This is a genomic window from Mesorhizobium robiniae, from assembly GCF_040545535.1.
Classification (GTDB): domain Bacteria; phylum Pseudomonadota; class Alphaproteobacteria; order Rhizobiales; family Rhizobiaceae; genus Mesorhizobium; species Mesorhizobium robiniae.
Genome location: NZ_JBEPMC010000002.1, coordinates 512961 through 537227, shown reverse-complemented (window position 1 = coordinate 537227; position 24267 = coordinate 512961). Strand labels below are relative to the sequence as shown.

The 24267-nt window shown below is 62.3% G+C and carries 24 protein-coding genes; 19 read left to right on the top strand and 5 right to left on the bottom strand.

All coding sequences use genetic code 11. From position 1 onward, the window contains the following. Positions 1–29: 29 nt before the first annotated feature. From tsaB to ABID19_RS06900, 9 genes are all read left to right on the top strand, one after another. Positions 30–722, top strand: a complete 693-nt coding sequence (gene tsaB / locus ABID19_RS06940; protein ID WP_354489090.1) for a tRNA (adenosine(37)-N6)-threonylcarbamoyltransferase complex dimerization subunit type 1 TsaB — start codon at positions 30–32, stop codon at positions 720–722. Beyond that, the gene (gene rimI, locus ABID19_RS06935) at positions 722–1216 is read left to right on the top strand and encodes a ribosomal protein S18-alanine N-acetyltransferase (protein ID WP_352934077.1); all 495 of its coding nucleotides are present in this window, start codon (positions 722–724) and stop codon (positions 1214–1216) included. Before tsaB ends, rimI begins: the two co-directional genes overlap by 1 nt. Positions 1217–1330: 114 nt before the next feature. Further along, entirely contained in the window at positions 1331–2131 is an 801-nt protein-coding gene (gene olsA / locus ABID19_RS06930) for a lyso-ornithine lipid O-acyltransferase (RefSeq protein WP_354489088.1), read from the top strand. A gap of 121 nt (positions 2132–2252) precedes the next feature. Beyond that, entirely contained in the window at positions 2253–3662 is a 1410-nt protein-coding gene (gene miaB / locus ABID19_RS06925) for a tRNA (N6-isopentenyl adenosine(37)-C2)-methylthiotransferase MiaB (protein ID WP_354489086.1), read from the top strand. Positions 3663–3745: 83 nt separating this feature from the next. After that, positions 3746–4738 (top strand): PhoH family protein, encoded by a 993-nt coding sequence (locus ABID19_RS06920; RefSeq protein ID WP_352934071.1) that lies wholly within the window; start codon positions 3746–3748, stop codon positions 4736–4738. Positions 4739–4744: 6 nt separating this feature from the next. Further along, positions 4745–5251, top strand: coding sequence for an rRNA maturation RNase YbeY (gene ybeY, locus ABID19_RS06915; protein WP_354489082.1), 507 nt, complete (start codon positions 4745–4747; stop codon positions 5249–5251). A gap of 27 nt (positions 5252–5278) precedes the next feature. Next, the gene (locus ABID19_RS06910; protein ID WP_352934066.1) at positions 5279–6352 is read left to right on the top strand and encodes a hemolysin family protein; all 1074 of its coding nucleotides are present in this window, start codon (positions 5279–5281) and stop codon (positions 6350–6352) included. Between the two features lie 334 nt (positions 6353–6686). Next, positions 6687–7517 (top strand): alpha/beta fold hydrolase, encoded by an 831-nt coding sequence (locus tag ABID19_RS06905; protein WP_354489080.1) that lies wholly within the window; start codon positions 6687–6689, stop codon positions 7515–7517. A gap of 187 nt (positions 7518–7704) precedes the next feature. Beyond that, positions 7705–8247 (top strand): AAA family ATPase, encoded by a 543-nt coding sequence (locus tag ABID19_RS06900; RefSeq protein WP_354489078.1) that lies wholly within the window; start codon positions 7705–7707, stop codon positions 8245–8247. A 191-nt stretch (positions 8248–8438) separates the two neighbouring features. Here the strand turns inward: ABID19_RS06900 and ABID19_RS06895 are convergent, their stop codons facing one another. From ABID19_RS06895 to ABID19_RS06880, 4 genes are all read right to left on the bottom strand, one after another. Beyond that, positions 8439–8606: a hypothetical protein gene (locus ABID19_RS06895; RefSeq protein ID WP_354489076.1), complete on the bottom strand. Its 168-nt coding sequence runs from the start codon at positions 8604–8606 to the stop codon at positions 8439–8441. A 33-nt stretch (positions 8607–8639) separates the two neighbouring features. Then, entirely contained in the window at positions 8640–10061 is a 1422-nt protein-coding gene (locus ABID19_RS06890; RefSeq protein WP_354489074.1) for a TRAP transporter large permease, read from the bottom strand. Further along, complete coding sequence (locus ABID19_RS06885; protein ID WP_354489072.1) at positions 10058–10705, bottom strand: TRAP transporter small permease subunit; 648 nt, start codon at positions 10703–10705, stop codon at positions 10058–10060. Before ABID19_RS06885 ends, ABID19_RS06890 begins: the two co-directional genes overlap by 4 nt. Before the next feature lie 70 nt (positions 10706–10775). After that, positions 10776–11906, bottom strand: a complete 1131-nt coding sequence (locus ABID19_RS06880; protein ID WP_354489070.1) for a TRAP transporter substrate-binding protein — start codon at positions 11904–11906, stop codon at positions 10776–10778. A gap of 208 nt (positions 11907–12114) precedes the next feature. Here ABID19_RS06880 and lnt point away from each other — a divergent pair, with 208 nt between their 5' ends. From lnt to trmB, 4 genes are all read left to right on the top strand, one after another. Then, entirely contained in the window at positions 12115–13707 is a 1593-nt protein-coding gene (lnt, locus tag ABID19_RS06875) for an apolipoprotein N-acyltransferase (RefSeq protein WP_354489068.1), read from the top strand. Between the two features lie 137 nt (positions 13708–13844). Then, positions 13845–14264 carry a helix-turn-helix domain-containing protein gene (locus ABID19_RS06870; RefSeq protein WP_352934465.1) on the top strand — a complete coding sequence of 140 codons (420 nt, stop codon included), beginning with the start codon at positions 13845–13847 and terminating at the stop codon, positions 14262–14264. 360 nt (positions 14265–14624) lie between these two features. Continuing rightward, positions 14625–15914: a methionine adenosyltransferase gene (gene metK, locus ABID19_RS06865; protein ID WP_354489066.1), complete on the top strand. Its 1290-nt coding sequence runs from the start codon at positions 14625–14627 to the stop codon at positions 15912–15914. A 26-nt stretch (positions 15915–15940) separates the two neighbouring features. After that, positions 15941–16642, top strand: coding sequence for a tRNA (guanine(46)-N(7))-methyltransferase TrmB (trmB, locus tag ABID19_RS06860; protein ID WP_354489064.1), 702 nt, complete (start codon positions 15941–15943; stop codon positions 16640–16642). A 79-nt stretch (positions 16643–16721) separates the two neighbouring features. Here the strand turns inward: trmB and ABID19_RS06855 are convergent, their stop codons facing one another. Further along, positions 16722–16982 carry a hypothetical protein gene (locus ABID19_RS06855; protein WP_354489516.1) on the bottom strand — a complete coding sequence of 87 codons (261 nt, stop codon included), beginning with the start codon at positions 16980–16982 and terminating at the stop codon, positions 16722–16724. Positions 16983–17171: 189 nt separating this feature from the next. Here ABID19_RS06855 and rimP point away from each other — a divergent pair, with 189 nt between their 5' ends. The 6 genes from rimP (at position 17172) to truB (ending at position 24257) form a co-directional block, all read left to right on the top strand. Continuing rightward, positions 17172–17816 carry a ribosome maturation factor RimP gene (gene rimP, locus ABID19_RS06850; protein WP_354489062.1) on the top strand — a complete coding sequence of 215 codons (645 nt, stop codon included), beginning with the start codon at positions 17172–17174 and terminating at the stop codon, positions 17814–17816. 50 nt (positions 17817–17866) lie between these two features. Beyond that, positions 17867–19462, top strand: a complete 1596-nt coding sequence (nusA, locus tag ABID19_RS06845; protein WP_128243336.1) for a transcription termination factor NusA — start codon at positions 17867–17869, stop codon at positions 19460–19462. Between the two features lie 38 nt (positions 19463–19500). Next, the gene (locus tag ABID19_RS06840; RefSeq protein ID WP_354489061.1) at positions 19501–20151 is read left to right on the top strand and encodes an RNA-binding protein; all 651 of its coding nucleotides are present in this window, start codon (positions 19501–19503) and stop codon (positions 20149–20151) included. Continuing rightward, a complete protein-coding gene (infB, locus tag ABID19_RS06835) occupies positions 20148–22715 on the top strand; it encodes a translation initiation factor IF-2 (RefSeq protein ID WP_354489059.1) in 2568 nt (855 codons plus the stop codon). Before ABID19_RS06840 ends, infB begins: the two co-directional genes overlap by 4 nt. 124 nt (positions 22716–22839) lie before the next feature. Continuing rightward, positions 22840–23277, top strand: a complete 438-nt coding sequence (rbfA, locus tag ABID19_RS06830; protein ID WP_354489057.1) for a 30S ribosome-binding factor RbfA — start codon at positions 22840–22842, stop codon at positions 23275–23277. After that, positions 23277–24257 carry a tRNA pseudouridine(55) synthase TruB gene (gene truB, locus ABID19_RS06825; RefSeq protein ID WP_354489055.1) on the top strand — a complete coding sequence of 327 codons (981 nt, stop codon included), beginning with the start codon at positions 23277–23279 and terminating at the stop codon, positions 24255–24257. Before rbfA ends, truB begins: the two co-directional genes overlap by 1 nt. The last annotated feature ends 10 nt before the right edge of the window (positions 24258–24267 follow it).

Sequence of the window (24267 nt, the reverse complement as noted above, 5' to 3'; positions counted from 1 at the left end):
CCCAAGCGGGTGCTCCAACTGGCCGTCTCATGAAGTTGCTTGCCATCGACTGTGCCGCCAATCTTTGCGCCGCTTGCGTCTATGACGCGGCAGCCGGCAAAGAGCTCGGCCGTTCGGTGCTCGATCTCGGCAAGGGCCATGCCGAGCATCTGATGGGCGTGATCGAAAAGGCGTTGAAGACCGGCGGGACCGATTATGCCGGCCTCGGCGTCATCGCCGTCTCCACCGGGCCGGGCTCCTTCACCGGACTGCGGGTCGGGGTCTCGGCGGCGCGGGGCCTGGCGCTGGCGTTGAAAATCCCGGCGATCGGGGTGACGACGCTGGAAGCGCTGGCGGCGCAAGCGAAAGAGACCTTTCCCGGCCGCGCGGTGCTGGCCGCCCTCGACGCCGGCCGTGAGGAGATCCACGCCGCGCTTTACGACGAAGTGTCGGTCCTGCGCTATGGTCCGGCCGTGACGAGGCTCTCGCACGCCGCCACTATTGCGGCGGACAGCTTTCCGGTTCTGGCCGGGACGGCTGCCACGCAAATCGCTGTCTCGGCCGGGGGCGCCTTCGACATCGGCCCGACTAGTGCCACGGCCGACATCGCCGTCTATGCCCGGCTGGCCGCCACCCAAATTGCCGGTGGGAAGCGCGACGGCGAAAAGCCAAAGCCGCTTTATTTGCGCGGCGCCGACGCCAAGCCGCAGGCGGGCTTTACGCTGGCGAGGAAGAAAAACTGATGCGCATTCCTTTCTTCCAGCCGCGCCGCAGGGACTATGCGCTCGAGCCGCTGACGATTGCCGACAGCCCGGCCGTTTCGGTGCTGCATCGCGAGGATTTCGTCCGGCCTTGGACCGACGGCGAATTCGCCGCACTACTCGAGCAGGACACGGTTTTCGGCTATGCCGCGCGCGAAACCGGACAGGGTGCCAAGCCGCCGGTCGGCTTCGTACTGGCACGCCTGGCTGCCGGCGAAGGCGAGATTCTGACCGTCGCTGTGGCGCGCTCCCATCGCCGCCAGGGGCTCGGCTGGCAATTGATGGACGCCGTGCTGCGCGAACTGCATGCGCAACGCGCCGAGGCGCTTTTCCTAGAGGTCGACGAGACCAATGTCGCCGCGATCGCGCTCTACCGGCGGCTGGGATTCCGCGAGGTCGGCAAACGTGCCAACTATTACAGGTCCCCCGAGCATGGCCCGACCGGAGCGCTTGTCATGCGCCGCGATCTTCGCTAGCGCAGGCCCGAAAGTGGACGCACGTCGTTCTAGAGCAATTCCAGGAAAAATGTGGAGCGGTTTTCCTGGTGTTGCGCAAAAACAATCTAGAAACCGGGGCAGGGCCAAGACCGCATGATCGGAAAAATCAGGACTTTCCTGGCGATGGGCCTCGTCATCGCCGGCTCGTTGATCCTCGTGCCGTTGCAGATCCTGTCGATGAAGACCGGTTGGTGGCCGGAAACGTTCATCCTCAAGATCTGGCACCGGCTCATCATCCGGGCGCTGGGCATGCGCATCCATGTCAAGGGTACGTTGTCCAACCAGCGCCCGCTATTGGTTGCGTCCAACCACATCTCCTGGACCGACATCATGGTGCTTGGCTCCATGGTCGATGTGAAGTTCATCGCCAGGGCTGACATGGAAGGGTGGCCGCTGATCGGCATGCTGTCGAAGCTGCAGCGCACCGTCTTCATCGAGCGCGAGCGCAAACGTTCGTCGGGTGACCAGGCGAGCGAAATCGCCAACCGCATGGCCAAGGGCGACGCCATGGTGCTGTTCGCCGAAGGGTCGACCGGCGACGGCAACATGGTCCTGCCGTTCAAGAGCACGCTGTTCGGCGCCGCTTCGATGGCGATCTCCGAGGGCGCGGCGGAACAGGTCTTCATTCAGCCGGTGGCGATCGTCTACACGCGCCTGCACGGCGTGCCGCTCGGCCGCAGGCATCGGCCGATTGCCGCCTGGATCGGTGACGAGGATCTGATGCCGCATCTCAAGGTGCTGATGGCGGAAGGCGGGCTCGACGTCGAAGTGCATTTCGGCGAGCCGGTCGCCTTTTCAAAGGGCTCCAATCGCAAGGAAACGGCAAGGCTGATGGAAAGCCAGGTGCGTAACATGATGCGGGCGGCGCTCGCCGATCCACGCCCGAGCCGGTAAGCCGGAACAGTGGACTCAAAATCAGAGTGCTACAGCGGCCTTTGCGCGTCCAAGACGACGCGCGGCGCTGTAGGGCAGAATCGTCTGTTTTTTGTCACCAAAAGGCGTTAGAAGCCGCCGGATGGACTTGAACACGATCACGATTGAGCTGGACGACATCGGTACTGCGGCCGAGGCCGCACCATCTGCCGCGACCAGAAAAGTCTTCCTCAAGACCTATGGCTGCCAGATGAACGTCTACGATTCGCAGCGTATGACCGACGCATTGGCCGCTGATGGCTATACGGCGACGGATGCCATCGGCGAGGCCGATCTGGTGCTGCTCAACACCTGCCATATCCGCGAGAAAGCCGCCGAAAAGGTCTATTCCGAACTCGGCCGCATTCGTGAGATGAAGGCCGAACGGGCGCGGGCCGGCCGCGAGATGCTGGTCGGTGTCGCCGGCTGCGTGGCGCAGGCAGAGGGGGCAGAGATCATCCGCCGTTCGCCGGCCGTCGATCTCGTCATTGGCCCGCAGACCTATCACCGGCTGCCTGACGTGCTGGCACGGGTGCGAGGCGGCGAAAAGATCGTCGAGACCGACTACGCCATCGAGGACAAGTTCGAGCACCTGCCGCAGCCGAAGCGCGCCGAGATCATCAAGCGCGGCGTTACCGCATTCCTGACCGTGCAGGAAGGCTGCGACAAGTTCTGCACCTTCTGCGTCGTGCCCTATACCAGAGGCTCGGAAGTGTCGCGGCCGGTGGCGCAGATCGTCACTGAGGCCGAGCGGCTGGCGCAAGCCGGCGTGCGCGAGGTGACGCTGCTTGGCCAGAACGTCAATGCCTGGCATGGCGAGGGCGAAAACGCCGAGGAATGGGGTCTTGGCCGCCTGCTGTTCCGGCTGGCCGAGATTCCCGGGCTGGCGCGCTTGCGCTACACCACCAGCCACCCGCGCGACATGGACGACGAATTGATCGCCGCTCACCGTGACTTGCCGGCGCTGATGCCCTATCTGCACTTACCTGTGCAATCAGGCTCCGACCGCATCCTGAAGGCGATGAACCGCAGGCATACGGCAAAGGACTATCTGACGCTGCTCGACCGGATCCGCGCCGCGCGGAGCGATATCGCGCTTTCGGGCGATTTCATCGTCGGCTTTCCCGGCGAGACCGAAGCGGATTTCGAGGCGACGATGGAGCTGGTGCGCCAGGTGAACTATGCCTCGGCCTTCTCGTTCAAATATTCACCCCGCCCTGGCACGCCGGGCGCAGAAATGGCCGATCACGTGCCGGAAGCCATCAAGGACGAGCGCCTGCAGCGGCTGCAGGCGCTGCTGTTGAAGCAGCAGCAGGATTTCGGCGCGAGCCTGGTCGGCAGCACCATCGACACGCTGATCGAGAAGCCGGGCCGCCAGGCCGGCCAGAAGGTCGGCCGCTCGCCGTGGCTGCAGCCGGTTATTGTTGATGAAAACTCCGGCGAAATCGGTGAGATTATCAAGGTACGAATCACGAAAACGGGTTACAACAGCCTGTTCGCCGAATTGGCCTGAGGGTCTCGGCAGATGAGGAGAGACGGTTGAGCGCTGCGGAAGTGAAGAACCTGCCCCAAAACCTACCATCGGGGGCTTCGGATATGGCGCACATCGTTCTGACTTTCGACAACAACAAGCTTGCCAGCGCCCTTTATGGCCAGTTCGACGAGAATCTGGCCAGGCTCGAGCAAAAGCTTGGCGTCGATATCCGTTCGCGAGGCAACCAGCTGACCATCAAGGGCTCCGCCTCGGCCGCCGAACAGGCGCGCCGCGCCCTGGATAATCTCTACGGTATTCTCCAGAAAGGCGCTGACATCGGCCAGTCGGACGTCGACGGTGCCGTGCGCATGGCGATCGCTGCCGACGACCAGTTGACGCTGCCAACGCTGGAGCGCAAGGGCAAGGTGTCCGCCGCCCAGATATCGACGCGCAAGAAGACGATCTACGCCCGTTCGCTCAACCAGGACGCCTATATGCGCGCGCTGGAGCGGTCCGAACTCGTCTTCGGCATCGGCCCGGCTGGTACGGGAAAAACCTTCCTGGCGGTGGCGCATGCGGCGATGCTGCTCGAACGCGGCATGGTTGAGCGCATCGTGCTGTCGCGGCCGGCCGTCGAGGCCGGCGAGCGGCTCGGCTTCCTGCCCGGCGACATGAAGGAGAAGGTCGATCCTTATCTCAGGCCACTTTACGACGCGCTTTACGAGATGATGCCGGCCGACAAGGTCGAGCGGGCGATTGCTGCCGAGGTGATCGAGATCGCGCCCCTGGCTTTCATGCGCGGCCGCACGCTGGCCCACTCCGCCGTCATCCTCGACGAGGCGCAGAACACCACGCCGATGCAGATGAAGATGTTCCTGACGCGTCTCGGTGAGAATTCGCGCATGATCGTCACCGGCGATCCGACCCAGATCGACCTGCCGCAAAACACCAAATCCGGTCTGGTCGAGGCGCTCAGGATCCTCGACGGCGTAACCGGCATGGTGACGGTGCGCTTCAACGAAGGCGACGTCGTCAGGCATCCGTTGGTCGCCGAGATCGTCAAGGCCTACGACCGCGACGGCAAGCTGGCCCGGGGCTTGGGCACCGAAGGCTGAGGCCTTATGGCTGAGGACAAAACGTTTGTAGGCGGGGATCTTCCGGTTCCCGTCGACATCGATATAGCAGTCGAAGCGGGCAACTGGCCCGATGAGGCCGCGCTGACGCGGCTGGTCGATCGCGCTGTTACCGCTGCGTTTGCCCAAACCGGCGCTGCCGGGCGTTCCGAGCTCAGCATCGTCTTTTCTGACGATGCCCATATCCGCAACCTCAACGCCGGCTGGCGCGGCAAGGACAAACCGACCAACGTCCTGTCTTTCCCGGCTTTTCCGCTCGCGAAGGGCGGACCGCTACCGCCCATGCTGGGCGACATCGTGCTGGCCGCCGAGACCGTCGCGCGGGAGGCCGCACTGGAAGACAAGCCTCTCGACAACCATATCACCCATCTCGTCATTCACGGCCTGCTGCATTTGCTGGGCCACGATCACGAGACCGACGCCGAGGCCGAGGAAATGGAAGCCGTTGAACGCGCAGCACTTGCGAGGCTTGCCATTCCCGATCCCTACGCGTAACTAAAAAGATCAAATGACCGGACGACGATGAACGACAAACCAGAGACTGCCGCCCGCCCAGACGCCGGCAGTGCGACCAAGCCATCCGAACAGACGGAAGAGGGCTCTAGTCCGAGTACCACGACCGGCAGCTTCGCCAGCGAGCCATCGCCTGCCGGTCCTTCCCTGTTCGATCGCGTGCTCGGCCTGTTCAGGCAACGCAACGGCACCAGCCTGCGTGAGGAAATAGCCGACGCGCTTGCCGAAACGGCGAGCGATGCCGGCGCCTTTTCGCCCGGCGAACGGGCCATGCTCAACAACATCCTGCGCCTGCGCGAGGTGCGCGTCGAGGACGTCATGGTGCCGCGCGCGGACATCGAGGCGGTCGAGATCACGACCAACCTCGGCGATCTTCTTGGACTGTTCGAGCAGTCCGGCCATTCCCGCATGCCGGTCTATTCGGAGACGCTCGACGACCCGCGCGGCATGGTCCACATCCGCGACGTGCTCGCTCACATCACCAAGATCGCCCGTGTCAAAAGGGGCAGGACGACCAGGAAAGCCGCCGCCACCACGCTTCTCGATCTTGCCAAGGTCGATCTCGCGCGCACCATCGGCGACTTGAATCTCATCCGCCCAGTGCTTTTCGTGCCGCCGTCGATGCTTGCCTCCGATCTCATGGGACGGATGCAGGCGATGCGCACCCAGATGGCGCTGGTCATCGACGAGTATGGTGGCACCGATGGGCTGGTCTCGCTCGAAGATATCGTCGAGATGGTCGTCGGCGACATCGAGGACGAGCATGACGAGGACGAGCCGATGATCACCCAGACCGGCGAGGGCGTGTTCGTCGTCGACGGCAAGGCCGAGATCGAGGATGTTACCAAGATGATCGGCGAGGATTTCGCCGCCGGGGAGCATGGCGAATATGTCGACACGATCGGTGGCATGATCTTCAACACGCTTGGCCGTGTTCCGGCCCGCGGCGAAGTGGTGCAGGCCATACCCGGTTTCGAATTCCTTGTGCTTGACGCCGACCCGCGCCGCGTCAAGCGGGTGCGCATCGTCGAGACCCAGAAGAGCGAGCGCCGCCGGCGCGCGGCCCGCGCCGAGCAGGTTTGAAAGACGCCGCTCGCCCGATGATGGTCCTTTGCGAGCATGCGCGGGCGGCGGCAGCCGAGATCGTCCAGGAGCCGGCCTGATCAGTTCTACGGTGAACGGCAGTACAGGGCGCGCGATCCTGAAGGCACGTCCGGACCTTTTCCCAGCCGACGCTCCGTTCCACGCGAGGAGGCCGAGCTGCTGGGCAATCTGCAGATCGAAGGCTGGCACCGGTAGCGTCTCGGTCTGAACTTCAGCGATGGGTGGGACGGTCTCGAACTAGCTTTTTGTTGAGCATCGGGTTTCCCAAAAACCCGTTTTCCCTTTTGGGGCCGGTGCTCTAGGAGAATGTCCGATGTCGTGGAAACTCGATGAGACCGTCGAAACATCCGCGGGTGCCGTGGCAGCGGGTCAATTTGGCAGTGGCCCCGCGCTCGTGCTGGCCCACGGCTGGCCGTGGTCTTCATTCTCATGGCATCGGATCATTCCAGACCTTGCAAGGCGGTATCGTGTCCATTGGTACGATATGCCCGGATATGGGCGATCCGACAAAGGCGCGGAGCAGCGCACCTCACTCGATGTGCAAGGAAAAGTATTCGCCGAGATGCTTGCGCATTGGGACCTTGAGCAGCCTATGGTCGTTGCCCACGATTTCGGCGGAGCGACGACACTACGGGCGCATCTGTTGCACGGCTGCGAGTTCGAGCGGTACGTTCTGATGAATGTCGTCGCCATGCGCCCTTGGGGATCGGAGTTCTTCGATCATGTCGGTCGCCATGTGGATGCCTTTCTGGGCCTGCCGCCGCATATCCACAGAGCGGTCGTGGAGGCCTATATCAAAGGAGCGATCGTAAACGGCATCGATTCCGGAGATTTCGAGAAGCTTGTCGAGCCCTGGCTTGCCGAGGAGGGACGACGAAGCTTCTATCGGCAATTCGCGCAAGCCGACGAAAAATATACCGCCGAGATCGAGCCGGCGTTCGGGGATATCAGGTGTCCGGTAAAGATAATCTGGGGCAAGGACGATCCGTGGATCCCGCTGGAGCGAGGCAAAGCGCTTCATGCGCTGATCCCGCAGGCATCGTTCGAAACATTGCCTGGCGTCGGTCACTTACCCCAACTCGAAGCCCCGAATATTGTTCTGGAGCGGCTGAACGCATTTCTATCGTGCGACGGCGAAAACTGATGGATCCAATGTGGAAGCAAAGAATTTTCCGTCGCCTTTTCGATATTGCAACGCGCGAGCAGCCTAGCTCAAGTCACGTCGATCCGTGGCTTCCCGCCAAAAACCGCGATAACTTGACGGCGCTTCGCAGGCAGACGTCCTTTTTCGCGGAAACGTCTTCGCTTGGGGCTCTGATGATGGAGACGACGTGCAGATCGTGTTGATTACCGGGCCAGCCGGCGTCGGCAAGTCGACGCTCTGCTGGGAAATGAGCGCTCAACTCGCCGCGGCGCAAGTCGCCCACGCCGTCATCGAGACGGATGAACTTGATAGGGTGTTTCCGCGCCCCAGTGCCGAGGATCTTGAGAGGATCTGGCCCGGAACCACTGACGTAAGCAGCATCAACCTTGCCGCTATCTGGTCGACATACCGCGCCCTGGGGCATTCGCGCCTGATTATGTCGGGCGTAATGTTACACCTTGATTTCGACCGACGGTGGATTCTTGCTGCCATACCTGATGCACGGATCACGGTGGTTCGTTTGGTCGCCAGGGAGCCTACGATATTGGCGCGTCTGGCGCAGCGTGAGATTGGGTCAGGGGCGCAAGAGCAGGTGCAGCGCTCGCTTCGGCAGGCCAGGCGCATGGCGAGCGAAGATGCCGGAGGTGCGTTGGTTGTCCCCACGGACGGCAAGGCGCCTCAGGAACTTGCCGAAACTATTCTGCGGAAAGTTGGCTGGTTGAAGGCATAGGGGGCACTGGAATGGGTCGTGACCCGAAATTCATCCGTCACGCCGGCTGAGGCGGTGGGCCGTTTGGAGCGTGGACGCGGCCTGATGAATCTTCTGCCGCGACTCTCACGACTCGGAAGCCAGGACTCGCGGCGTCGGCACACTGGTTGATCGACGCTGCAGCACGAGCTTCCCGCCTCCCAATCTGGCGATTACTTTGCGCGAGACCTCAGTTGGCTCCAGAGATCGTAGCCCGCAAGGAGGATGCCGATGCCGATCGCAACGCCCAGATCGGGATGCGGGACGAACCGGATCACGACGCCGAAAAACGCCAGGAAAACAACAAATGCCAGGACGGCCAGGATACGGCTCAAGGTCATCTCTCGTCCTCCACTCGCCGCGGCATCCCCGTCTCAGCCCCCGTAGATCAGGTTGGGCAGCCCGTACACGATCTGCGGGAAGATGTAGATGATGACCATGCATAGGATAACGATCAGCATATAGGGCATCATTCCGCGGAAAATGTCCGAAAGCTGGACATGCGGCGGCGAAATGCCCTTGAGGTAGTAGGCCGACATCGCCATGGGCGGCGACAGAAAGGCCGTCTGAAGGTTGACCGCGACGAGCACGCCGAAAAACAGCGGATCGATCTGGAAATGCGCCAATAGCGGCAGGAAGATCGGAACGAAGATCACGATAATCTCCGTCCATTCCAGCGGCCAGCCCAGGATGAAGATGATGATCTGGGCGACGATCAGAAACATCAGCGGCGACATGTCGAGGCCGGTGACGAAATCGCTGATCAGTTGCTGGCCTCCCAGATAGGCAAAGACCGACGCGAAGGTCGCGGAGCCGACGAACAGCCAGCACACCATCGCAGTCGTGCGCGCCGTCAAATAGACGGACTCCTTCAGGCGTTGCCAGGTCAGGGCCCGATAGGCGGCCGCCAGCACGACGCCACCTAGCGCGCCGATGGCGGCAGCTTCTGAAGGCGTGGCGAAGCCGAAGAGAATAGCACCGAGCACCGCGAGGATCAGCACCGCCAAAGGCACGAAGGACGTCAGCAGCATCCAGCTGATTTGCAGGACCGAATAGTGCCCTACCTCGTCTTGGGTCGGCTTCGGCGCCACTTGTGGCTGCAGCACCGCCTTCGCCACCACATAGATCAGATAGAGGCCTGCAAGCAGCAGTCCTGGAAACAGGGCTGCCGCATACATACGGACCACCGACACACCCGCGGTCGCGCCATAGACGATGAGCAGGATGGACGGCGGAATGAGGATGCCGAGGGTTCCACCCGCGCAGATCACTCCCGAGGCATATCTGACGTCATAACGCGCCTTCAGCATGGCGGGAAACGCCAGCAAGCCCATGAGTGTCACGACCGCGCCGACAATGCCTGTGGCCGTTGCAAAAAGGGTGCAGGTAATGAGGGCAGCGACCGCCATGGAGCCAGGAACGCGCCGGGTGGCGATATAGAGGGTACTGAAAAGGCGCTCGATGATATTTGACCGCTCGACGATGTAGCCCATGAACAGAAACAGCGGGATAGCGGTCAGCACGTCGTTCGAGATCACTGAATAGGTTTGATTCACGAACAGATCGAAAATGCGGTTGTTGAAGAAGCCGCCGATCCAATGCTCCGTGAGCGTCCAGGCGTCGGCACCATCCTCAACCGCCCGTTGGTAGGCGCGCCACATCCGCCCCGGATCGAAATAAGCATAGTAGCCAAACGCGACCCCGAGCGCCATCAAAGTGAACGCAACCGGGAAGCCAAGGAAGATCGCCAGAAGCAGAATGAGCAGCATCGCGACGGCGACCTGAGGATCGCTCATCTGTCTTCTCCGTCGCGGCGGGTTTGATTGTCGGGGTGGAGGAATGGAAGGTCGACTGCTTCCGAACCGTGATGCAGAACATCGAGCGTCTTGGCTTCCATCAGCACCTTCTCGGTCTCTTCCACGTCTTCAGCCGCGCGCGGCCATGTTCCGGTCCGTAGGCAGACGACGCAGCGGAACACCTGGGCAATCCCCTGCACAAAGAGCAGGATGCCTGCCGCCACGATGACGGCCTTGAACTGGAAGATCGGAATGCCGGCCGGACTGTTCGAGCTTACCTCGAGATAGCGGAAGCTGCGTGCGGCATACTTCGATCCGGCCAGAACCAGCGCCGTCACGCCTGGGAAGAAGAAGATGATATAGAGGACAAGTTCGACCGCCGCTTGCGTACGCGGCCTCCACAGACGGTAGATGAAGTCGCCGCGCACGTGCCCGTCTCGCGACAGGGTGTAGGCGCCGGCCATCATGAACATGGTGCCGTAGAGCATATAGCTGAGGTCGAATGCCCAGGCGGTCGGCGCGCTGAACAGGTATCGCACGACAACTTCATAGCTCACGCCCAGCGTCATGATGACGACGCTCCAAGCGAACACCTTTCCAAACCATGCCGAAAGTTCATCGGCGAATGCAATGTAACGGAGCATGTGCAGGGTTCCGTCAGGTACAATCCGGCGGTCGGGAAGACCGCCGGATTTGCCGAAGCGGAGGCGCGAATTAGAGCTTCAGCTTGCCGGGGAAATGATGTTCATATGCCAGTGTCAGGTCGGCTGAATTCATGAGCTCGTAATAGACAACGCGTTCGACCCATTGGCGCTGGCTGTCGAGCACCCGCTTCATGAACTCATCCGCCTCCAGCGTCGGGATGATCTTGTCCCAAGCCTGGAGTTGTGCGTCGAGAATCTCCTTGGAGGTGCGGTGCACGGTGACACCGTGCTCGGACTGCAGTTTCTGCAGGTCGGCCGAATAGTTGTCGAGGGCGACTGCGGTGGTCGCGGTGCTGGCCGCCTCCACGCCATATTCGAGAATGGCCTTCAAATCGTCGTCGAGGTCGTCGAATACGTCCTTGTTGAACAGGAATTCGAATGACTCGCTCGCCTGATGATATGACGACAAGATATAGTTCTTGGCGACGTCCTGCGAACCGAAGCGAAGGTCGGATGACGGATTGTTGAATTCGAAGGCGTCGATAACTCCGCGCTCCATGGCGGGCACGATTTCACCGCCGGGCAGCTGCGCCACGCTGAGGCCGAGGTTTTGCATGAGATCGGCGGCAAGACCCACCGTCCGGTACTTGAATCCCTGCAATTCCGAGGTGGTCGTGACAGGATTCTTGAACCAGCCGAACGGCTGCGCAGGCATCGGGAAGCCATAGAAGCCGACCACGTTGAGACCCATGATGTCCTGCGTCAGCTCGCGGTAGAGGTCCTTGCCGCCGCCCTGGTGGAACCAGGCGAGCATGGTGGTGGCGCTGCCGCCAAACACAGGGCCAGTTCCGAATAGCGACGCGGCCTTGTGCTTGCCGTACCAGTAGACGGGGACGGTATGCGCGGCATCGATGACCCCGTCATTGACGCCATCCAGCACTTGGAACGCGCCGACGACCGCACCCGCGGGCAGGAGCTCGAACTTCAGCCGGCCGCCCGACATTTTTTCGACGCGCTCTATGTATAGCCGCGCGAAATCCATCCAGATGTCCGAAGCAGGCCAGGAGGTCTGCATCTTAATGGTGACCGGCGCCTGCGCCAGCACGGCCGGGGCCGAGAGCGTCGTCGCTGCGGCCGCACCGGCCGTGATGGCGGTGGACTTTTCCAGGAACCTACGACGCGAGAGTTTGTTGTCGGACATTTATTCCTCCCATAGTTGCAAAATCTTCTCCCACAAGCAGAATATGCGAACTCGCCCCTTGCGCAACCAGTTTCGCTGCAAACGGGCTTCCGTTCGGGATCGTGCGCCGAAATTCAATCCGGCACGCCGGCTGAATCGCTGGCAGTTTGGAGCGCGGACTGCGGCCTGATAAATCTTGCGCCGTGATTCGCACGACTCGGAAGCATCGATGAAGCGCCTGGCCGGCCGGATAATTCTGCTGTGGGGCTGGCGCCGTGCGCTTGTGGCGTTTCTTGCCGGGGCGTTGGCGGTTCTTGCCCAGGCGCCTTACGATTTCTTCGCCGTCTGTTTCGTTTCGTTCCCGCTGCTGGTCTGGCTCCTCGACGGCGCGACCGGCGAAGCCTCCGACGGCTGGTTCCGGCGTCTGCGGCCGGCCTTCGCCATCGGCTGGTGGTTCGGCTTCGGTTATTTTCTCGCCGGCCTGTGGTGGATCGGCTCGGCGCTTCTGGTCGAGGCCGACAGTTTCGCCTGGGCACTTCCCTTCGCCGTCGTCGGAATTCCGCTGGCGCTCGCCTTTTTCTACGGCTTCGCGACCGCGGTTGCCCGGCTGCTGTGGAGCAACGACATAGGCCGCATCGCTGCCCTTGCCTTCGGCTTTGGCCTGGCGGAATGGCTGCGCGACTTTCTGTTCACCGGCTTTCCCTGGAATGCCGTCGGCTACGCGGCGATGCCGGTGCCTTTGCTCATGCAGAGCGTGTCGGTGACCGGCATGATCGGGATGAACGCGCTGGCGGTCTTCGTCTTTGCATTGCCGGCTCTTCTTGCGGCGCGCCGGCATGTCCGCCTGGGGGCAGCGCTGCTTATCGCTCTCGTCGCCGTCCATGTCGGCTTCGGCCTTATCAGGCTTGCTGCCAAGGTCGAGCCCGCAACGGGCGCAATCGACGTCCGCATCGTGCAGCCGGCCGTCGATCTCAGCGAGAAATGGGACGCTTCGGTGCCCGACCGGATCTTCGCCACGCTGATGGGGCTTTCGGCCAAGTCGCCTGAGGCTGGCCATGACAAGCCGCAATTGATCCTGTGGCCGGAAACTTCAGTGCCGTTTTTTTTCGCCCAACGTCCCGATGCGCTGGCCGCGCTGGGAGAAATGCTTGGCGACGGCCAAATGCTGATCGCCGGCGTTGTCCGGGAAGAGGGCGGCTCGGCGGCGAACGCCGACAGGCGGTACTACAATTCGGTGGTGGCGATCGACGACAAGGGTGAAATCACAGACGCCGTCGACAAGGTCCATCTGGTGCCCTTTGGCGAATATCTGCCTTTTGCCGACCTGCTTGGCCGCCTCGGGCTCAAACAGCTCGTCGCCGGGCCGATGACTTACGCTGCGGGCAATGAGCGGCACCCCATCGCGCTGCCCGGCGGCATCCGCGCGCTTCCATTCATTTGCTACGAAGTCATCTTTCCCGATCTGGTAGCGGTTGACGCTACGTCAGCTGAGCTTATTGTGAATGTCACGAACGACGCGTGGTTCGGTGACACGCCGGGTCCATACCAGCATTTCAGGCAGGCGCAGATTCGTGCGGTGGAGAACGGGGTGCCCTTGTTGCGCGCAGCCAATAACGGCATCTCCGCTGTAGTTGATCCGCGCGGGCAGATCCTTGATGCGCTGGCGATCGACGCACGCGGAGCCATCGATGTCGATGTGCCGATTTCCAATCAAGCCGTCGTTTCTTCCAGCCAAAGACGCATTAACGGACTGCTGATCATGTTGCTGTTTGCCTTGGCTGCCTTCACCTCGAATGTAAGGCAAAGGCTACGGGTGAATTGACAGTCGACACATTAGAAACTCATACTGTAACGGCCTAAAATTTCTCGAAGTCGGTACGTCGTTGTGTTGGGGCACTGGCCGCCGGCTTTGTTTGGGCAGAAAAAAACACAAAGCCGGAAAAATTCGGCGAGGAAAAAATGACAGAAGAGAACAAGAAGAAGCCGAATCCTATCGACATCCATGTTGGGAGTCGCATCAGACTTCGCCGCAACATGTTGGGAATGAGTCAGGAGAAGCTGGGCGAGAACCTCGGCATAACGTTTCAGCAGATACAGAAATACGAGAAGGGGACCAATCGCGTAGGCGCTAGCCGTTTGCAGGCAATCGCCTCGATACTCGGCGTGCCTGTCGCTTTCTTTTTCGAGGATGCGCCGGGCCAGGAAGCGGTGGGCAACCGCGGATTTGCCGAAGACACGTCAATGGCTTTTGCCGTCGAATTCTGCGGCAGTCCTGAAGGTCTCCAACTCAACCGGGCCTTCGTCAAAATCGCCGACGTGAAGATACGCCGCAAGATCATTGAGCTTGTGAAGGCCCTTTCCGCCGACGAAGTCGATTGACAGGGCAGGTTGATCTGAGCCGATCGATTTGGCGGGTCGTTTAAAGCCGGAAAATGGTGAACCCGTCTTCGCGGGCTCGCAAAATTTCTCGCGATCTCGCATGTCAAGGAATTTTAGATCCGGCAGGCAGGCCGCAGATGGAATCGATTTTGCTCGACACCCCACACTCAAAGTTCCTTTTCATCGACGTGCTGGAACTAAGCTCGTTGGCGGCATCCCGCCGCCGGTTACAGCGGGACAAGATAATAGCGCGATTTTGATGCCAGAATGGTCGCGCCGCTTGACGAGCGCCGCCCGGCACAGCTAACACGTGGCGCGCCAATCGGCAGCGTGCCGATATTTTTTCAAGAGGGGACACCCGTGACGCGGCAAAATTATCTATTCACCTCGGAATCCGTTGCCGAGGGTCATCCCGACAAAGTCTGTGATCGTATCTCCGACGAGATCGTCGATCTGGTCTATCGCGAGGCAAGAAAGACCGGCATGGATCCCTGGAAGGTTCGCGTCGCCTGCGAAACGCTGGCGACCACGAATCGCGTCGTCATCGCCGGCGAGGTGCGCGTCCCCGAGACGCTGCTCAAGAAGGACAAAGCCGGCAACATCCTGATGGATGCGGCCGGTCATCCGCTCGTCAACCCGGCGAAGTTCAAGTCGGCCGCTCGCAAGGCAATCCGCGAGATCGGCTATGAACAGGCCGGTTTCCACTGGAAGACGGCAAAGATCGAGGTTCTGCTGCACGGCCAGTCGCCGGATATCGGTCAGGGCGTCGACAATGCCTCCGACCGGCAAGGCGAAGAAGGGGCCGGCGACCAGGGCATCATGTTCGGCTATGCCTGCCGCGAGACACCAGATCTGATGCCGGCGCCGATCTACTACAGCCACAAGATCCTCGAACTGCTGGCCGCCGCGCGCCATGAGGGCAATGGCGATGCCGGCCGGCTCGGGCCGGACGCCAAGAGCCAGGTCACCGTCCGCTATGTCGACGGCAAGGCGGCGGAAGTGACGCAAATCGTGCTGTCCACCCAGCATCTCGAAGCCAGCTGGGATTCGAAGAAGGTCCGCAACGTCGTCGAACCCTATATCCGCGAGGCGCTGGGCGAACTGAAGATCGCCGACAGCTGCAATTGGTACATCAACCCGACGGGCAAGTTCGTCATCGGCGGACCCGACGGCGACGCCGGGCTGACCGGCCGCAAGATCATCGTCGACACTTACGGCGGTGCTGCGCCCCATGGCGGCGGTGCTTTTTCCGGCAAGGACACCACCAAGGTCGATCGTTCCGCAGCCTATGCGGCGCGCTATCTCGCCAAGAACGTGGTGGCGGCGAAGCTCGCCGATCGCTGCACCATCCAGCTTTCCTACGCCATTGGCGTCGCTCAGCCGCTGTCGGTCTATGTCGACCTGCACGGCACCGGCAAGGTCGATGAGGCAAAGCTCGAGCAAGCGCTGCGCACCGTGATGGACCTGTCGCCGTCCGGCATTCGCCGTCACCTTGATCTCAACAAGCCGATTTATGCCAAGACGTCGTCTTATGGCCATTTCGGCCGCAAGGCCGGCCGCGACGGGTCCTTCTCCTGGGAAAAGACCGATCTCGCCAAGGCGCTCAAGGACGCACTCGCCGAAGCGCCCACCGAAGCAGTCGCGGCCTAGCCGCGGCGTCCATAGATCCGGAAGACATGGATCGGAAAGACCGGCCAAGCCGTGCGACCGAAGCATTTTTCGGTCGCCGGCGCGGCAAGACCATCCGTCCGCAGCAGGCGGCGGCGCTGGAAAACGGCTTCGGCACCTACCGGCTCGATCTGACGGCCGGACCGCCGGCCGAACTGCGCAGCCTGTTCGAAGCCGATGTCTGCGCCATTCATCTCGAAATTGGTTTCGGTGGCGGCGAGCACCTGCTGCATCGGGCGACGACAGCTCCTGAGACCGGTTTTGTCGGCGTCGAGCCTTTCGTCAATGGCATGGCCAAGATGATGATGGCGGTCAGCGAACGGCCGCTTGCCAATCTTCGGGTCTATGACGACGATGCCACGCGCCTGCTCGACTGGCTCCCGCAAGCCTCGCTCGATGGCATCGACCTGCTCTATCCCGATCCCTGGCCGAAGAAGAAACACTGGAAGCGCCGTTTCGTCAGTCCGGTCAATCTCGACCGTTTCGCGCGCGTCCTGAAGTCAGGCGGAAAATTCCGCTTTGCGTCCGATATCGATAGCTATGTGAACTGGACGTTGCGGCACTGTCGGGCACATGGTGCCTTTGCGTGGCAGGCCGAAGAGGCAGCCGATTGGCATCGGCCCTATGAGGGCTGGCCGGGCACGCGCTACGAGGCGAAGGCCATTCGCCAAGGCCGGCGGCCGGCCTATCTCACCTTCGTTCGAAGATAGGGATGTTGCGCTAGTCAGCGCGCATTGCGCGCTTCGCCGTCAACGAGGACCAGGATGTCCTCGCCCCGCGTCACTGGTCTTAGAAGCGGCCGATCTTGTCGAAGGCAGCCGGATCAACGCCGAGATTGCGCAGATCGTGCGCGCGCGGCTTGCGGCCGGCTTCGACGGCGTGCGAAGCGGCGACGGCGCTGCCGAACACAGTGAAGAAATCGCCGATGGCCGAGAAAACCTTGCGGTTGGTCATGATATGCCCTTTCGCCTGCTGCAATGCGTGATTGAATTTGTGCAGCGCAACATAGATAAGCGCGTATTGCCTGATGTCACAGGGGCGTTGCCGCATGGCCGCCATGCGTCCTGTGCAAGGCTGTCGCCTCCGGCACTTTCGTCCTGCCCTGCATGCGGACTTGAAACGACCGCAGCGATCGTCTATATCAGCTTCAAATTCTTGGTCGGTATGGCGAAGAGTGGGTCCACCCGGTCCCGCTCTTTTTTATTACCTTCCGACCACCAATGACACGACAGGAATCGAATGACTGCAACGGAAACCGACAGCGACGACCGCATCATCCGCGAAAGCGGCATCGATGCGCGCATCGCGCTGATCGTGCAGCCGGTGCTGCGTGCCATCGGCTTCCGCCTCGTCAGGGTACATCTGACGGGCCAGAACGGGCTGACGCTGCAGATCATGGCCGAACGCGAGGACGGCACCATGACCGTCGAGGATTGCGAAGAGGTCAGCCGGGCAGTGTCGCCGGCGCTCGATGTCGATGATCCGATCGAAAAGGCGTATCATCTTGAAGTGTCGTCGCCGGGTATCGACCGGCCGCTGGTTCGCAAATCGGATTTTGCAACCTGGACGGGCCATCTGGTGAAGATGGAAACCTCGGTCCTTGTCGCCGACCGCAAGCGCTTCAAGGGCAAGATCGCCGAGAGCGACGCAGACGGCGTGCTGATCGAGCGCGACAAGGCGGCCTATGGCGAGGAGCCGACGGTGCGCGTGCCCTATGATGCGATTGCAGAAGCGCGGCTGATCCTGACCGACGACCTTATTCGCGATGCACTGTCGAAGGACAACAGGGCCCGCAAGGAAGCCAAGAAGCGCCGCGGCGAACCCGAAGACACGCCAGAGGGCGGGGAAGCGGGCGCGGAAGATGAAACCGAACAGGAAATGTGATTGGGCTGCCGGGGCGCTAAGGGCTCGGCAACAAGCTCGGGAGAAAAAAGATGGTTGTAAGCGCCAACAGGCTTGAACTGCTGCAGATCGCCGACGCGGTCGCGCGTGAAAAGTCGATCGACAAGTCGATCGTCATCGCCGCCATGGCCGATGCGATCCAAAAGGCTGCGCGCTCGCGCTATGGCCAGGAAACCAATATCCGTGCCGACATCAATCCGAACACCGGCGAGATGAAGCTGCAACGGCTGATGGAAGTGGTCGAGAAGGTCGACGACTACGCGACGCAGATCGCCATTTCCTCGGCGCGCGAGCGCAATCCCGACGCGCAGCTCGGCGACTTCATTGCCGAACAGCTGCCGCCCATGGATTTCGGCCGCATCGCTGCCCAGTCGGCCAAGCAGGTCATCGTGCAGAAGGTGCGCGAGGCCGAGCGTGACCGCCAGTATGACGAGTACAAGGACCGCATCGGCGAGATCGTCAACGGCACCGTCAAGCGCGTCGAATATGGCAACGTCATCGTTGATCTCGGCCGCGGCGAGGCGATCATCCGCCGCGACGAGCTGATCCCGCGCGAGAACTACAAATATGGCGATCGCGTCCGCGCCTATGTCTATGACGTGCGCCGCGAGCAGCGCGGCCCGCAGATATTCCTGTCGCGCACCCATCCGCAGTTCATGGCGAAGCTGTTCACCATGGAAGTGCCGGAAATCTACGACGGCATCATCGAGATCAAGTCGGTCGCCCGCGATCCGGGTTCGCGCGCCAAGATCGCCGTCATCTCGCGTGACAGTTCCATCGATCCGGTCGGCGCCTGCGTCGGCATGCGCGGCAGCCGCGTTCAGGCGGTGGTCGGCGAATTGCAGGGCGAGAAGATCGACATCATTCCGTGGTCGCCTTCGGCCGCTTCCTTCATCGTCAATGCGCTGCAGCCGGCGGAAGTCGCCAAGGTCGTGCTCGACGAGGACGCCGAACGCATCGAGGTCGTGGTGCCGGACGACCAGCTGTCGCTGGCTATCGGCCGCCGCGGCCAGAACGTCCGGCTTGCCTCGCAGCTCACCGGCTGGGATATCGACATCCTGACCGAGCAGGAAGAGAGCGAGCGCCGCCAGAAGGAGTTCGTCGAGCGCTCGGCGCTGTTCATGGATGCGCTCAACGTCGACGAGATGGTCGGCCAGGTGCTCGCCTCCGAGGGCTTCACCAGCGTCGAGGAAGTCGCCTATGTCGATGCCGACGAGATCGCGTCGATCGACGGCTTCGACGAGGACACCGCCTCGGAAATCCAGGCCCGCGCCCGCGAGTACCTGGAGAAGATCGAAGCCGAGCATGACGAGAAGCGCAAGGCGCTGGGCGTCGAGGACGAGCTGCGTGAGATTCCCGGCGTGACCACCGCCATGATGGTGACGCTCGGCGAGGACGGCGTGAAGACGATCGAGGATTTCGCCGGTTATGCGGCTGACGACCTGACCGGCTGGAAGGAACGCAAGGACGGCGAGACGAAGGTGTTTCCCGGTGTGCTCGCCAGCCACGGTGTGTCGCGCGCCGATGCCGAGCAGATGGTTCTGGCCGCCCGCCTCAAGGCCGGCTGGATCACCGAAGACGAGCTAGCAGCCGAAGACGTGCCGGCTGACGAAGCCGTTGGTGCGTGAGGTGAAACCGCATCGCACACAACCCGCCCTTGGACGAGATGAACGATCGCACTTGCATCGTTACGCGCAGGCAGGCCGAACCGGATGAACTGATCCGTTTCGTCGTCGGCCCCGATTCGGCCGTCGTTCCGGATATCAAGAAAAACCTGCCCGGCCGCGGTTGCTGGGTGACTGCCGACCGCCTACATATCGACAAGGCGGCAGCGAAAAACCTGTTCGCCCGCGCCTTCAAGGCGCAGGTGACCGTACCGACCGATCTCGGCGGCATGGTCGACGGGCTGCTTTCCAGATCCGCTCTGGGCATGCTCGGTCTTGCCCGCAAGGCAGGCGCGATCGCGCTCGGCGCCACCAAGGTCGAGAGCGCGGTGCGTGGTGGGCTGGCGCTTTTCGTGTTGCATGCGACCGAGGCGTCAGATGACGGCGTCCGCAAGATCAGCCAGGCGCGACGGGCAACCGTCCACCTTGGTGGCCCCGCCATCCTTGCCTACAAACTTTTCTCCGAGGCCGAGTTGAGCTTGGCATTGGGGGGTACAAATGTGATACATGCTGCCGTTCTCGCGGGAGACGCGGGCAGGGCGGTCCAGAAGCGCATGGTTGCGCTCGACCGGTATCGGGGCGGTTCCCCGGACGATCTGGCAATGCTTGCGGCCGTTGCTGACGAAGATGATGCCGCAGAGGATATGGAATGAGCGATACGAAATCGGGCGACGACAAGACGTTGAGTGTGACGCCGAAGAAGACCTTGACGCTGAAGCGCCCCGGTATGGAACAGGGCACCGTGCGCCAGAGCTTCTCGCATGGCCGTACCAAGGCGGTCGTGGTCGAGACCAAGAAGCGCAAGTTCTCGCTGCCCGGCGACAAGCCGGAGCCGGCCGCTGCCCCTGTGTCCGTCTTCACGCCGAAGCCGCCGGTTGCGGCAGCGCCTGTCGTGCAGGAAGCGCCCAAGGCGCCGCCGCCTCCGCCGCCTGTCGAACGCGGCGGCATGGTGCTGAACGAATTGTCGCGCAATGAAATGGAGGCGCGCCGCAGGGCCCTGGAGGGTTCGAAGGTGCGCGACGTTGAGGATCGCCAGCGCGCCATCGACGAGGCCAAGCGCCGCGCTGAGGATGAAGAGCGCCGCCGTCGCGAGCGCGAGGAATCCGCGCGCCGCCAAGCCGAGGAAGAAGCCCGGCTGCAGGCCGAAGCCGAGTCCCGCCGGCGGGCCGAAGAAGAGGCGCGCCGCCGCGCGCCGCTGGCCGCCGAACTGGCGACAGCCGACGACGAGGACATCAAGCCGAAGCGGACCGGCGCCGGTGCCCCGGTGCGCCGTCCGGTCACGCCCGAAGTGGCGCGGCCGGCCAAGCCGACCAAGGGCGAAGAAGATCGCCGCCGCGGCAAGCTGACGCTGAATGCCGCACTTTCCGATGAGGATGCGCGTGCACGTTCGCTGTCGTCGATGCGTCGGCGCCAGGAGAAATTCAAGCGCGCGCTGCATAACGAACCGCGCGAGAAAGTCATGCGCGAAGTGATACTGCCCGAAACCATCACCATCCAGGAACTGGCGCAGCGCATGTCCGAGCGCGCCGTCGATGTGGTCAAGTTCTTTATGAAACAGGGCCAAATCCTCAAGCCGGGCGACGTCATCGACGCCGATACGGCCGAGCTGGTCGCCACCGAATTCGGCCACACGGTTCGCCGCGTCGCCGAGTCCGACATCGAGGAAGGCCTGTTCAACATCGCCGATCGTCCCGAAGATCTCGAGCCGCGTCCGCCGGTGGTGACCATCATGGGCCATGTCGACCACGGCAAGACGTCGCTGCTCGATGCCATCCGCAATGCCAATGTCGTGTCCGGCGAGGCCGGCGGCATCACCCAGCATATCGGCGCCTACCAGGTCGAGAAGAATGGTCACAAGATCACCTTCATCGACACGCCCGGCCACGCCGCCTTCACGGCGATGCGCGCCCGCGGCGCCCAGGCGACGGACATCGCCATCCTCGTGGTGGCGGCTGACGACAGCGTGATGCCGCAGACGATCGAATCGATCAGCCACGCCAAGGCGGCCGGCGTTCCGATCATCGTGGCGATCAACAAGATCGACAAGCATGACGCCGACCCGCAGAAGGTGCGCTCGGAACTGCTGCGCCACGAAGTCTTCGTCGAATCGATGGGCGGCGAGGTGCTGGACGTCGAAGTGTCGGCGACCAAGGGCACCAATCTCGACAAGCTGCTCGAAGCGATCCTGCTGCAGGCCGAAATCCTCGACCTGAAGGCAAATCCGGACCGCACCGCCGAGGGCGTCGTCATCGAAGCCCAACTCGACAAGGGCCGCGGTCCGGTCGCCACGGTGCTGGTCCAGACCGGCACACTGATGCCCGGCGACATCCTAGTTGCCGGCAACGAATGGGGCCGGGTGCGTGCGCTGGTCAACGACCGTGGCGCTCAGATCAAGGAAGCGCCGCCGGCGATGCCGGTGGAAGTGCTCGGTCTGCAGGGAACCCCGCAGGCTGGCGACCGCTTCGCCGTGGTCAACAACGAGGCCCGCGCCCGCGAGATCACCGAATACCGCCAGCGTCTGGCGCGCGAGAAGGCGGTGGCCAAGCATGCTGGCCAGCGTGGCTCGCTCGAACAGATGATGTCGCAACTGCAGACGAGCGGGCTGAAGGAATTCCCGCTGGTCATCAAGGGCGACGTGCAGGGCTCGATCGAGGCGATCAACGCGGCGCTGGACAAGCTCGGCACCGATGAGGTTCGTGCGCGTATCGTCCATGCGGGTGCTGGCGGCATCACCGAAAGCGATGTGTCGTTGGCGGAAACCTCGGGTGCCGCAATCATCGGCTTCAACGTTCGCGCCAATGTGCAGGCGCGCGCGGCTGCCGCGGCGGCTGGCATCGAGATCCGTTACTACTCGATCATCTACAACCTCGTGGATGACGTGAAGGCTGCGCTCTCCGGCCTGCTTTCGCCGGAGCGTCGCGAGACCTTCATCGGTAATGCCGAGATCCTCGAGATCTTCGATATCACCAAGGTCGGCAAGATCGCCGGCTGCCGTGTCACCGAAGGCAAGGTCGAGCGCGGCGCGGGCGTTCGCCTGATCCGCGACAACGTCGTCATCCACGAAGGCACGCTGAAGACCCTGAAGCGCTTCAAGGACGAAGTTGCGGAAGTTCCGGGCGGCCAGGAATGCGGCATGGCCTTCCAGAACTACGAAGACATGCGCGTCGGCGACGTCATCGAGTGCTTCCGCGTCGAGATGGTGACCAGGACGCTCTGAGTTCGAGCATCTTGAGTTCGAACATCTACTGAGACCGGGCGGTGGTCGAAAGACCGCCGCCCAAACCATATGAGACATGCGGCGCGGTCCCATCCCGCGCTTCACGATTTCAGGATAGAGAAAAATGCCCCGTTCAACCACGTCAGGCCCATCCCAGCGCATGCTGCGCGTCGGCGAGCAGGTGCGCCATGCACTGTCGGAAACCTTGCAGCGCGGCGAGATCATTGATCCGCTGATCGAGAACGCCGTGGTTTCGGTCTCCGAAGTGCGCATGTCGCCCGATCTGAAGATCGCCACCGCCTTTGTCTCGCCGCTCGGCGCAAGTGATCCCGATGCGGTGGTCGAGGCGCTCAACAAGCATGCGAAATTCGTGCGCGGCCGCGTCTCCGGCGCGCTTCGGCAGATGAAGTACATGCCGGAATTCCGCTTCCGGCTCGACACCAGCTACGACAATTTCCAGAAGATCAACGAATTGCTGCACTCGCCAGAAGTGGCGCGTGATCTCGGCCCAGATGCCCAGATTGACGACCAGAATAAAGACAACGACAAGGACGAAAAATAGTGGCGCGTCGCAGCAAGAAGAAGGGCCGGCCGATCTCCGGCTGGCTGGTGCTGGACAAGCCCGTCGGCATGGGTTCGACCGAAGCCGTCTCCAAGATCAAATGGCTGTTCCAGGCGGAAAAGGCCGGTCATGCCGGCACGCTCGATCCGCTCGCTTCCGGCATGTTGCCGATCGCGCTCGGCGAAGCGACCAAGACCGTGCCCTATGTCCAGGATGGCGCCAAGGTCTACCGCTTCACGGTCGCCTGGGGTGAGGAGCGTTCGACCGATGACCTCGAAGGGCCGGTGACGAAAAGCTCCGACCAGCGTCCGGCAGAAGCCGATGTGCTTTTGCTGATGCCGAAATATACCGGCGTCATCATGCAGACGCCGCCGCAGTTTTCCGCCATCAAGATCGCAGGCGAGCGTGCCTATGACCTTGCCCGCGACGGCGCGACGGTCGACATCCCGGCGCGGGAAGTCGAGATTGGCCGTCTCGACCTAATAGAGCACAATGCCGATCGCACCATTTTCGAGGTCGAATGCGGCAAGGGCACCTATGTGCGCTCGCTGGCCCGCGACATGGGCCGCGACCTCGGCTGTTTCGGCCACATCGCCGAACTGCGCCGGATCGAGGTCGAGCCGTTCACGCAGGAAGACTTCGTCACCATCGCCGAGCTGGAAGCCGCCCGCTTTGGCGAACGGGGCGACGAGGATCCGGATACGGCCGATGACGCATCTGACGCTCCCGATCTGCCGGTCGATTTCGACGCCATCGATGCGCTTCTGGTCGATACATCAGCCGCGCTCGACTGCCTGCCGCAGATCGCGATCAGCGACGACGCGGCAACAAAAATCCGGCTCGGCAATCCGGTTATCATTCGTGGCCGCGACGCGCCGGTGGAAGCCGAGGAAGCCTGCGCCACGGCACGCGGCAAACTCGTCGCCATCGGCGCCATCGAGCAAGGCATGTTCAAGCCGAAGCGGGTCTTTGCCGGGTGAGCCCCCTCGT